12 protein-coding genes are annotated in these 11,137 nt (G+C 62.1%); 8 read left to right on the top strand and 4 right to left on the bottom strand.

Annotation, left to right across the window (positions count from 1 at the left end):
• Positions 1–16 precede the first annotated feature (16 nt).
• The 4 genes from EIY71_RS14300 to EIY71_RS14285 all read left to right on the top strand — a co-directional run bounded on the left by EIY71_RS14300 (position 17) and on the right by EIY71_RS14285 (position 3,612).
• A complete protein-coding gene (locus EIY71_RS14300; protein WP_064599941.1) occupies positions 17–649 on the top strand; it encodes a sarcosine oxidase subunit gamma in 633 nt (210 codons plus the stop codon).
• Positions 650–662: 13 nt separating this feature from the next.
• Complete coding sequence (gene purU / locus EIY71_RS14295; protein ID WP_007959808.1) at positions 663–1,520, top strand: formyltetrahydrofolate deformylase; 858 nt, start codon at positions 663–665, stop codon at positions 1,518–1,520.
• A 98-nt stretch (positions 1,521–1,618) separates the two neighbouring features.
• A complete protein-coding gene (gene fdhA / locus EIY71_RS14290; protein ID WP_007959809.1) occupies positions 1,619–2,818 on the top strand; it encodes a formaldehyde dehydrogenase, glutathione-independent in 1,200 nt (399 codons plus the stop codon).
• Between the two features lie 236 nt (positions 2,819–3,054).
• A complete protein-coding gene (locus tag EIY71_RS14285) occupies positions 3,055–3,612 on the top strand; it encodes a DUF2780 domain-containing protein (RefSeq protein ID WP_007959813.1) in 558 nt (185 codons plus the stop codon).
• Position 3,613: 1 nt separating this feature from the next.
• On the opposite strand, the gene EIY71_RS14280 is transcribed toward EIY71_RS14285, so the two are convergent.
• On the bottom strand, positions 3,614–4,501 hold the full coding sequence (locus EIY71_RS14280; RefSeq protein ID WP_129972196.1) for an acyltransferase: 888 nt from the start codon (positions 4,499–4,501) through the stop codon (positions 3,614–3,616).
• A gap of 193 nt (positions 4,502–4,694) precedes the next feature.
• Here EIY71_RS14280 and EIY71_RS14275 point away from each other — a divergent pair, with 193 nt between their 5' ends.
• The 4 genes from EIY71_RS14275 to creD all read left to right on the top strand — a co-directional run bounded on the left by EIY71_RS14275 (position 4,695) and on the right by creD (position 8,979).
• Positions 4,695–5,198, top strand: a complete 504-nt coding sequence (locus tag EIY71_RS14275; RefSeq protein ID WP_007959815.1) for an ATP-dependent zinc protease — start codon at positions 4,695–4,697, stop codon at positions 5,196–5,198.
• Positions 5,199–5,430: 232 nt separating this feature from the next.
• Positions 5,431–6,111, top strand: a complete 681-nt coding sequence (gene creB, locus EIY71_RS14270) for a two-component system response regulator CreB (protein ID WP_085746625.1) — start codon at positions 5,431–5,433, stop codon at positions 6,109–6,111.
• Complete coding sequence (creC, locus tag EIY71_RS14265) at positions 6,111–7,526, top strand: two-component system sensor histidine kinase CreC (RefSeq protein WP_134022053.1); 1,416 nt, start codon at positions 6,111–6,113, stop codon at positions 7,524–7,526. Before creB ends, creC begins: the two co-directional genes overlap by 1 nt.
• A gap of 82 nt (positions 7,527–7,608) precedes the next feature.
• On the top strand, positions 7,609–8,979 hold the full coding sequence (creD, locus tag EIY71_RS14260) for a cell envelope integrity protein CreD (protein ID WP_085746623.1): 1,371 nt from the start codon (positions 7,609–7,611) through the stop codon (positions 8,977–8,979).
• Positions 8,980–9,066: 87 nt separating this feature from the next.
• Here creD and EIY71_RS14255 read toward each other — a convergent pair whose 3' ends face one another.
• From EIY71_RS14255 to EIY71_RS14245, 3 genes are all read right to left on the bottom strand, one after another.
• On the bottom strand, positions 9,067–9,696 hold the full coding sequence (locus EIY71_RS14255; protein ID WP_085746824.1) for a glutathione S-transferase: 630 nt from the start codon (positions 9,694–9,696) through the stop codon (positions 9,067–9,069).
• Between the two features lie 64 nt (positions 9,697–9,760).
• On the bottom strand, positions 9,761–9,940 hold the full coding sequence (locus EIY71_RS14250) for a hypothetical protein (RefSeq protein ID WP_085697754.1): 180 nt from the start codon (positions 9,938–9,940) through the stop codon (positions 9,761–9,763).
• Positions 9,937–11,067, bottom strand: coding sequence for a PepSY domain-containing protein (locus EIY71_RS14245; protein ID WP_085746622.1), 1,131 nt, complete (start codon positions 11,065–11,067; stop codon positions 9,937–9,939). Before EIY71_RS14245 ends, EIY71_RS14250 begins: the two co-directional genes overlap by 4 nt.
• Between the last annotated feature and the right edge of the window lie 70 nt (positions 11,068–11,137).

Raw genomic sequence — 11,137 nt, 5'->3', positions numbered from 1 at the left:
TCAGGAAGGGTGCTTTATGACCGCAGCCAACGTTTACCAACAACGCCCGACCACCGGGGCCAAGGCCGAGTCGTCGCTGCATCACGCCGACCTCGCCAGCCTGGTCGGCAAGGGCCGCAAGACCGCCGGTGTCACCGTGCGCGAGAAGAAACTCCTCGGCCATCTGACCATCCGTGGCGATGGCCACGATGCCGCGTTCGCCGCCGGTGTGCACAAGGCGCTGGGCATTGAATTGCCGGGCGCCCTGAGTGTGATCGTCAAAGGCGAAACCAGCCTGCAATGGATGGGCCCGGACGAGTGGCTGCTGATCGTGCCGAGCGGTGAAGAGTTCGCTGCCGAACAGAAACTGCGCGAAGCGCTGGGCGATCTGCACATCGCAATCGTCAACGTCAGCGGCGGCCAGCAAGTGCTTGAATTGAGCGGCCCGAACGTACGTCAGGTACTGATGAAATCCACCAGCTACGACGTGCACCCGAACAACTTCCCGGTCGGCAAGGCTGTGGGCACGGTGTTCGCCAAGTCGCAGCTGATGATCCGTCATACCGCCGAAGACACCTGGGAACTGCTGATCCGTCGCAGCTTCTCGGATTACTGGTGGTTGTGGTTGCAGGATGCGTCCGCCGAATACGGCCTTAGCGTTCAGGCCTGATCAGGAGAAAACGATGAGCCGCGCCCCAGACACATGGATTCTGACCGCCGACTGCCCCAGCGTTCTCGGCACCGTGGACGCGGTGACGCGTTTTCTGTTCGAGCAGGGCTGTTACGTCACCGAACACCACTCGTTCGATGACCGCCTCTCGGGGCGTTTCTTTATTCGTGTGGAATTCCGTCAGCCCGACGGTTTCGACGAGCAATCCTTCCGCGCCGGCCTCGCCGAACGCGGTCAGGCGTTCGGCATGATCTTCGAGCTGACCGCGCCGAACTACCGGCCAAAAGTCGTGATAATGGTCTCCAAGGCCGATCACTGCCTCAACGACTTACTCTACCGCCAGCGCATCGGCCAGCTGTCGATGGACGTGGCGGCGGTGGTGTCGAACCACCCGGACCTCAAGCCGCTGGCCGACTGGCACCAGATTCCCTACTACCATTTCCCCCTCGACCCGAACGACAAACCGGCCCAGGAGCGGCAGGTGTGGCAAGTGATCGAGGAGGCTGGCGCCGAACTGGTGATCCTCGCCCGCTACATGCAGGTGCTGTCGCCGGAGCTGTGCCGCAAGCTCGATGGCAAGGCGATCAACATTCATCACTCGCTGCTGCCGGGCTTCAAGGGCGCCAAGCCGTATCACCAGGCCTACAACAAGGGCGTGAAACTGGTGGGCGCCACCGCGCACTACATCAACAACGACCTCGACGAGGGGCCGATCATCGCGCAGGGCGTCGAGGCCGTGGATCACAGTCATTACCCCGAAGACCTGATCGCCAAGGGCCGCGACATCGAAGGCCTGACCCTGGCCCGGGCCGTGGGTTATCACATTGAGCGGAGGGTGTTCCTGAACGCCAATCGCACCGTCGTTCTTTAAGTCATAACAACGCAAAACCAACAAGCAATAACCCGAGCACTTAACGCGCTGCCTGCCTGGGCGGCGCGGTTCCATAAAAACAACAGCGAGGTGAAAGCATGTCTGGCAATCGTGGTGTGGTGTATCTCGGCGCTGGCAAGGTCGAAGTACAGAAAATCGACTATCCGAAAATGCAGGATCCGCGCGGCAGGAAGATCGAGCACGGTGTCATCCTGCGTGTGGTTTCAACCAACATTTGCGGCTCCGACCAGCACATGGTGCGCGGCCGTACCACGGCGCAGACCGGTCTGGTGCTGGGCCACGAGATCACTGGTGAAGTGATCGAAAAAGGCTCCGACGTCGAGAACCTGAAAATCGGCGATCTGGTGTCCGTTCCGTTCAACGTGGCTTGCGGGCGCTGCCGTTCCTGCAAGGAGCAACACACCGGCGTCTGCCTGACCGTCAACCCGGCCCGTGCCGGCGGTGCCTACGGTTACGTCGACATGGGCGACTGGACCGGTGGCCAGGCCGAATACGTGCTGGTGCCGTACGCCGACTTCAACCTGCTGAAACTGCCGGACCGCGACAAGGCCATGGAGAAAATCCGTGACCTGACCTGCCTCTCCGACATTCTGCCGACCGGTTACCACGGCGCCGTCACCGCGGGCGTTGGTCCGGGCAGCACCGTTTACATCGCGGGCGCAGGCCCGGTCGGCCTGGCCGCTGCTGCTTCGGCCCGTCTGCTGGGCGCGGCGGTGGTGATCATCGGCGACGTCAACACCATCCGCCTGGCCCACGCCAAGGCTCAGGGTTTTGAAGTGGTCGACCTGTCGAAAGACACCCCGCTGCACGAACAGATCGCCGCGCTGCTGGGCGAACCTGAAGTGGATTGCGCGGTGGACTGCGTGGGCTTCGAAGCCCGTGGTCATGGTCACGACGGCGTCAAATCCGAAGCTCCGGCCACCGTACTCAACTCGCTGATGGGCGTGGTGCGCGTAGCTGGCAAGATCGGCATTCCGGGCCTGTACGTGACCGAAGATCCGGGTGCCGTGGACGCTGCCGCGAAAATGGGCAGCCTGAGCATTCGCTTCGGCCTCGGCTGGGCCAAATCCCACAGCTTCCACACCGGCCAGACCCCAGTGATGAAGTACAACCGCCAGCTGATGCAGGCGATCATGTGGGACCGCATCAACATCGCCGAAGTGGTGGGCGTGCAGGTCATCAGCCTCGACCAGGCGCCGGAAGGCTACGGCGAGTTCGATGCCGGCGTGCCGAAGAAGTTTGTGATTGATCCGCACAAGTTGTTCAGTGCGGCGTAAGCGATGAGGCAATAAAAAAACGGCGACCCTGGGTCGCCGTTTTTTATGAGGGGTGCTGCGTTCCAAAACCGCGGATCTGCCATTCATCGCCCGGCGTTCGGACTTTCACGTTTCATGCACGCCTTCGGTATGAAAATGGCTGGCCCGCGCCGGAACATGCCGGCGGATGCCCGGTCAAACCGGGCAGTTTGACCCTCCCTTGACGGAAGGTCTTCACGCCACAAGAGGATGTCTGAATGAAGATTTCACGCGGTTTTGCCCTGGCATCGCTCCTGACCCTGGCGGCAGGGCCGGTGTTTGCCGGTTTCAGTTTGAATGACGTGGCCGGTGCGGTATCGGGCATGCAGGGCGGGGACAAGGCCGCCGCCGCGGCGCCGACGTCGGAAACCGCCGGTCTGTTGAGTGCCTTGAGCGCGCTGAACGTCACGCCGCAGCAAGCGGTCGGCGGTACCAGTGCCATGTTGGGCCTGGCGAAGAACCAACTGAGCAACACGGACTATTCCGAGCTGGCCAAGGAAGTGCCGGGCATCGACAAGCTGTCGGGCGGCAGCGGTAATCTGGCGGCGTTGAGCGGCTTGCTCGGCTCGTCGGGCAAGTCCGCCGGGCTGGAAAATGCGCTGGGCAACGTCAAGGACACCAATGACCTGAACAACGCTTTCGGTGCGTTGGGCATGGACAGCGGTATGGTCGGCCAGTTTGCCCCGATCCTCCTGCAATACCTCGGTCAGCAGGGTGTCGGCGGTTCGTTGCTGCAAAGCCTGGGCAGCATCTGGGGCACCGGCACCAACGGGTGACTCAGCGGCGCTCGCCCTTGAGTTCGGCGATGCGCTGATCCTTGAGGGTCCAGAGCTGGTTGACCCAGTTCTGGACCTTCTCGCGAAACGCCGGATCGTTTTCGTAATCGCCCTGCCACAGGGCCGGATCCAGCTCGCGGGTCTGGATGTCGATGATCACGCGCGGCACGTTGCCGCTGATCAGATCCCAGAACCCCGGAATCTTCTGCTGTGGATAAACCACGGTCACGTCGAGAATCGCGTCCAGCTGTTCGCCCATCGCCGCCAGTACAAACGCCACGCCGCCCGCCTTGGGTTTGAGCAGGTGACTGAACGGCGATTGCTGCTGAGTGCTTTTGGCAGCGGTGTAACGCGTGCCTTCCAGATAGTTCACCACCGTCACCGGCTGGCGCTTGAACAGCTCGCAGGCGGCCTTGGTGATTTCCAGATCCTTGCCGGCCAGTTCCGGGTTCTTCGCCAGAAACGCCTTGGTGTAACGCTTCATGAACGGGTAATCCAGCGCCCACCAGGCCAGGCCCAGGAACGGCACCCAGATCAGCTCTTTCTTGAGGAAGAACTTGAAGAACGGCGTGCGCCGGTTGAGGGTCTGGATCAGCGCCGGGATATCGACCCAGGACTGATGGTTGCTGATCACCAGGTAAGACGTGTCGCTGCGCAGGTCTTCGCCGCCGCGAATGTCCCATTGGGTGGGGATGCACAGGCGAAAGATCAGCTTGTCGATTTCCGCCCAGGTTTCGGCGATCCACATCACCGCCCACGAGGCGTAGTCGCGAAAGCGCCCCGGCAGGATCAGCTTGAGCAGGGCGAACACCATCAGCGGTCCGAAGAGCACGAGGGTATTGGACAACAGCAGCAGGGTGACGAAACAGCCGGTGAGCAGGCGGCGCATAAGCAACTCTTGGAAAACGGATGGGCGCGCCATGATAAGTGGCTTCGGTCGACAGGCCAAATCCGCCGGTGACGAATGTTTCACCTGTGGCGCGTTAGTCTGATCGTTCCCACGCGGAGCGTGGGAACGATCAAGTAAACAACGGTCTAAAATCTCGCGTCTGACGCCCCCATTTCCCAAGGAAGCCCTTTACGTGAAATCCCTCCTTGCACTGCTTTCCCTCGTCGCCCTGCCGGTGCTCGCCGCCGAACCGACCCTGTACGGTCGTTACGAATACATCGCGCTGCCGGAAATCGGCGGCGAAGTGCTCAAGGCCAAGATGGACACCGGCGCGCTGACCGCCTCGTTGTCGGCCAAGGACATCGAGACGTTCAAACGCGACGGCGAAGACTGGGTGCGTTTCCGTCTGGCCACCAAGGACGCCAGCAACAAGGTGTACGAGCACAAGGTCGCGCGGATCAGCAAGATCAAGAGTCGCTCGGATGAAGAAGACGAGGGCGAAAGCACCGAAGTGGCCAAGCGTCCGGTGGTCGATCTGGAGCTGTGCCTGGGCGACGTCAAGCGTACCGTGGAGGTCAACCTGACTGACCGCAGCAACTTCAACTACCCGTTGCTGATCGGGGCCAAGGCCCTGCGCGAATTCGGCGCGGCGGTGAACCCAGCGCGACGCTTCACCGCTGACAAACCTGATTGCTGATCGAGCGTCGTGTCTCGCAAATGCTGTTCCTTTTTGACGGTGTCTGTTGCCGTCATGCTGCGTTGCCGCTCCTCGCCATAGCGGGCTATGACTCGTCGCGGCGCCTTGCCTGACGACAACAGCCACTCGTCAAAAAAGGAACGCATTTGTGAGACGCGACGCTGGTGGTCTCATTGACGTAACGCCGGGCTTGGGGCACCGTTCGCGCACTTAACCCACAGGCTCGGACGCCATGCCTCATATCCTGATTGTCGAAGACGAAGCGGCGATTGCCGACACGCTGATTTTTGCCTTGCAGGGCGAGGGCTTCACCACGACCTGGCTGAGCCTGGGCGCGGCGGCGCTGGAGCATCAGCGCCAGAACCCGGCGGATCTGATCATCCTCGACATCGGCCTGCCGGACATCAGCGGCTTCGAGACCTGCAAACAGCTGCGTCGCTTCAGTGAAGTGCCGGTGCTGTTCCTCAGCGCGCGCAATGCCGAAATCGACCGCGTGGTGGGCCTGGAAATCGGCGCCGATGATTACGTGGTCAAGCCGTTCAGCCCGCGCGAAGTGGCGGCACGAGTCCGGGCGATTCTCAAGCGCATGGCGCCACGTCCGGTCATCGAGGCGTCCTCGGCGCTGTTTCGCGTCGATCCCGAACGTGTGCAGATCAGCTATCGCGGCCAACCCCTGAGCCTCACCCGCCACGAATTCCGTCTGCTGCAATGCCTGCTCGAACAACCCGAGCGGGTGTTCAGCCGCGAGCAACTGCTCGATGCGCTGGGCGTGGCGGCGGATGCCGGTTACGAGCGCAGCATCGACAGCCATATCAAAAGCGTGCGCGCCAAATTGCGTCTGGTGCGCGCCGAGGCCGAGCCGATCCAGACCCATCGCGGCCTCGGTTACAGCTACAGCCCGGGGCACAGCTGATGTCGCTGGGGCTGCGGATTTTCCTGGTGTACGTGCTGTTCATCGGCCTGACCGGGTATTTCGTGCTCAACACCGTGATGGAAGAAATCCGTCCCGGTGTGCGCCAGTCCACCGAAGAAACCCTGGTCGACACCGCCAACCTGATGGCGGAAATCCTGCGGGATGATTTCAAGGCCGGCACCCTCAACCAGAATCGCTGGCCGGAGCTGCTCCGCGCTTATGGCGAACGCCAGCCGAAGGCGACGATCTGGGGACTGGCGAAAAACCAGGTCAACCACCGCATCTACGTCACCGACGCCAAGGGCATCGTGGTGCTGGACTCCAGTGGTCTGGCCGTCGGTCAGGACTACTCGCGCTGGAACGACGTCTACCTGACCCTGCGCGGCGAATACGGCGCACGCTCCAGCCGCAGTGACCCGAATGATCCGAATTCTTCAGTGATGCACGTCGGCGCGCCGATCCGCGACAACGGCGCGATCATCGGCGTGGTCACCGTGGCCAAACCCAACAGTTCACTGCAACCCTACGTCGATCGCACCGAACGCCGTTTGCTCGGGTACGGCGCCGGATTGATCGGCCTCGGCCTGCTGCTCGGCGCCGTGCTGTCGTGGTGGCTGAGCCGCGCGCTGCACCGCTTGACTGTGTACGCCCAGGCTGTGAGCGAGGGCCGGCGGGTGGCGGTGCCGCATTATCGCGGCGGCGAGCTGGAGCAGTTGGCGACCGCCGTGGAACAGATGCGCACCCAGCTCGAAGGCAAGGCCTACGTCGAACGCTATGTGCACACCCTGACCCATGAATTGAAGAGCCCGCTGGCGGCGATTCGCGGTGCCGCCGAGTTGTTGCAGGGCGAGATGCCGGCGGATCAGCGATTGCGCTTTGTCGGCAACATCGACAGTGAAAGTGCCCGGATGCAGCAGTTGATCGAACGTCTGCTGAACCTTGCCCAGGTCGAACAGCGGCAGGGTCTTGAGGAGCGTGTCGCCGTGCCGTTGGCGGCGCTGGTGAATGAGCTGCTTCAGGCACAGATGGCACGCATCGAAGGCCGGCAACTGCGTATCGAACAAGCCATCGCGGCGGATCTGGCGTTGATCGGCGAGCCATTTCTGCTGCGACAGGCGCTGGGCAATCTGCTGGAGAACGCACTGGATTTCACGCCGTCACACGGTCTGCTGCGCTTTGGTGCCGAGAGAATCGGCGAGCAGGTCGAGCTTCGCCTGTTCAACGAAACCACGCCGATTCCCGACTATGCCTTGCCCCGTTTGAGCGAGCGTTTCTACTCCTTGCCACGCCCGGACAGCGGACGTAAAAGCACCGGACTCGGGCTGAACTTCGTCGAGGAGGTGGTCAAGTTGCACGGTGGATCAATGCGCATCGGCAACGTTGAAGGTGGGGTGGAAGTCGTTCTGCAGTTGTAGTTTCCACACAAACTCCACATTCCTCCCATAAAACCCCCACATCCCCTTTGCAGACTCTGCCCATCGAAACAGGGAGAGTCCCATGAACAAAAGTCTGACGATAAAACTCGGGGCCATTGCCCTGCTGATCCTGGTATTGCTGGTGCCGCTGCTGATGATCGACGGCATCATCGACGATCGCCAGCAACTGCGTGACGGTGTGCTGGAAGACATTGCCAGAAGCTCAAGCTACAGCCAGCAACTCAGCGGGCCGGTGATGGTTGTGCCGTATCGCAAAGTGGTGCGCACCTGGAAAACCAAGGAGAAGAGCGACGAGCGCTACCAGGAAATCGGCGAAGAGCGCGGGCGCCTGTATTTTCTGCCGGAGCGTTTTGAACTCGACGGCCAGGTGCAGACCGAACTGCGCGCCCGTGGCATTTACGAGGCGCGGCTGTTCCATGCCGATAACCGTATCAGCGGGCATTTCTCGCTGCCGGCGCAGTTGGGGATCAAGGAGGATTTTGCCGATTACACCTTCGATGCGCCGTTCCTGGCGGTCGGCATCAGTGATATTCGCGGTATCGAAAATGCGCTGAAGCTGGAGCTTGGCGCGCAACGCCTGGACTTCGTTCCGGGTACTCAGGTCGGCTGGCTGGGCGAGGGTGTGCGAGTGACGCTGCCGGCGCTGGACACCAGCAAGACCACGGAACTGGCCTTCGGCTTCGACCTGCGCCTGCAAGGCACCGGCTCGTTGCAGGTGCTGCCGGTGGGCAAGACCAGCCGCGTGAACCTCGCTGCCAACTGGCCGCACCCAAGCTTCATCGGTAACTTCCTGCCGGCCAAACGCGAGATCACCGATCAGGGTTTCACCGCCGATTGGCAGACCTCGTTTTTCTCCACCAATTTGCAAGAGGCGATGAGCCGCTGCGTGTCGGGCAATGATTGCGAGACGTTCAACGGGCGCAGTTTCGGCGTGAGCTTCATCGATCCGGTGGATCAGTACCTGAAGAGCGATCGGGCGATCAAATATGCGTTGTTGTTCATCGTCCTGACGTTCGCCGGTTTCTTCCTGTTCGAAGTACTGAAAAGCCTGGCAGTGCACCCGGTGCAATACGCGCTGGTAGGTGTGGCGCTGGCGTTCTTTTATCTGTTGCTGCTGTCGTTGTCGGAGCACATCGGTTTTGCCCTGGCGTATCTGTTGTCGGCCAGCGGTTGTGTGTTGTTGATCGGGTTCTACGTCTGCCATGTGCTGCGCAGCGTGCGGCATGGCTTGAGTTTTTCGGCGGGGCTGGCGGCGTTGTACGGTTTGCTCTACGGCTTGCTGAGCGCCGAGGATTACGCGCTGCTGATGGGCTCGCTGCTGCTGTTCGGTCTGCTGGGTGTGTTCATGGTGCTGACCCGCAATCTGGACTGGTACGGGATCGGGCAGAAACCGGCCAAACCGCTGGAGTTCGATATCGGAGCGGTGCAATGAGCCGGTTTGTGGGGTTGCGTGAGGAGCAGCGGGAGGTCGAAGTGTTGATGACGCTGATCTTTGCGTCGTTGCCTCCCGCCCGGTGCGTCAAGCCTTCGGCATCGTCGCAATCATCGACGGCCGCTGGCTCACTTCAAAGAACCAGTTGGCCAGTTGCGGGTTGGCGTCACGCCAGCCCAGATCCGGGAAGCGCAGATCCAGATAACCCAGCGCACAGGCCACGCTGATCGAAGCGACGTCGAAGTGGCAGGTCAGTTCGGCAATCGCGTCGCGCTCCAGCAGGGCGAGGGCGCGGCGGATCTTCTCGCGCTGGGCCTCGAGCCATTCGTCCCAGTGCTTTTCCGGGGCACGCAGCACTTGCTCGTAACGCACCATGACCGAGGCGTCCATGATCCCGTCGGCCATCGAGGCCAGGGTCAGGCGCCGCCAGCGGGCCGCGCCGTCGCGAGGGATCAGCGGGTTGCCGACGTGCTGGTGGTCGAGGTAATCAAGGATCACCCGGCTGTCATGGATGACATTGCCGTCGGCCAGGCGCAGGGCCGGGATCTTGCCCAGCGGGTTGTCTTCGTTGAGGGCGGCGTCCGGGCTGACAGGGCTGAGTACGCAGTCCTGCAGCGCGACGCGATCCTGCTGGCCGGTCTCGTGCAGCAGCACCATGACTTTGCGCACGAACGGGGACAGGGTGTTGTGAAACAGGGTCATGCTGGGAGCGGACATTGGCAGGGTCTCGGTCAAGGGCAAGACGGGCAGCATAGCGCGTTGCCCGTCAGGCTCAAGCCGTTCAGCGACGTTGCAGCAGTCCACGCAGGGCAATGGCGGCCGGAACGCCCAGACCAATCCAGCTCAAGCCATCCCAGATCCCGTCGCCCAGCAGCGCGGCGAACAGGCCCGCCGCACTCAGCAGCGCGATCACCAGCGGTGTGCTGAAGACCTTCCAGAAATTCGACTGACGCGGCTTCATGCAGAGGCCTCCGCCGGTTCCAGTACCGGTTTCGCGGCCTTGCGCCTTACCACCCACAAGTACACGCCGCTGGCGAGGACGATGATGGTCAGCACGTCCAGCGTGGCCCAGAGGATTTTCATCGGCATGCCGCCGTAGTCACCGAAGTGCAGCGGCTGAGACATGCCCATGGCGTCCATGTACCACGGTCGTTCTGCCACCGCCGTGACCTGCAGGGTGCTGGCGTCGATCAGCACCGGGGTCAGCAGGTGCGAGGTCAGGTGGGTGCCGCCCTTCATGAACACCGAGTAATGGTGCTCGCTGGAGAAACGGGTGCCGGGGAAGGCGATGAAGTCCGGTTTCATCCCCGGTGTGACGCTGCCGGCGATGTCCAGCACCCGGGTGGCCGGGGCCAGTTGCGTCAGCGGCGGGGCATCGCGATAGGGCGCGATCATGGCGTTGAGCGAATCGCTGCGCCAGGCGGCGATGATCAGGTCGGCACAGGCGCTGATCACTCCCGTAACGCCGACCACCAGTGCCCAGGTCAGGGTGACCACGCCGATCAGGTTATGCAGGTCGAGCCAGCGCAGGCGGGTGGATTTGTCCTGGCGCACGGTGCCGAACTTCAAGCGGCGCATGAACGGCAGGTACAACACCGTGCCGGACACGATCGCGACCACGAACAGCAAACCCATGAACGCCAGCAGCAACTTGCCCGGCAGGTCGGCGAACATGTCGACGTGCAGGCGCAGGATGAACAGCATCAGCCCACCGTTGGCCGAAGGCATTTCCAGGGCTTCGCCGGTGCGCGCATCGAGCATGAAGGTGTGCGAGGAGTTGGGCTCGGTGCCGGCGGTCTTGGCCATGATCGTCAGCACGGCATTCGGTTCGTCGTCTTCGAAGCCGAAGTACTGCACGACTTCACCGGGCCGATGCTTCTCCGCCGCTTCGACCAGTTGCGCCAGGTTCAGATGCGGCGTATCCGCCGGCATCACCCGCAACTCGGGCGCATCGCCCAGCAGGTGGTCGATCTCGTGATGGAAAATCAGCGGCAGGCCGGTCAGGGCCAGCAGCAGCAAAAACACGGTGCAGATCAGGCTGGTCCAGGTGTGGACGAAGGACCAGCGGCGAATTGTTTTACTTTTCATTTCATGACCTTCAAAAACACCAAAGCCGTCCACGAGGGACGGCCTGGTTGCAGGGCCTGTTTCAGCTCAG

Origin of the sequence: Pseudomonas sp. CH235 (genome assembly GCF_004368175.1) — a bacterium.
Taxonomy (GTDB): Bacteria; Pseudomonadota; Gammaproteobacteria; order Pseudomonadales; family Pseudomonadaceae; genus Aquipseudomonas; species Aquipseudomonas paraglycinae.
Note: the sequence above shows the minus strand (reverse complement) of the source record. Positions and strands in the feature narration are given on the sequence as shown.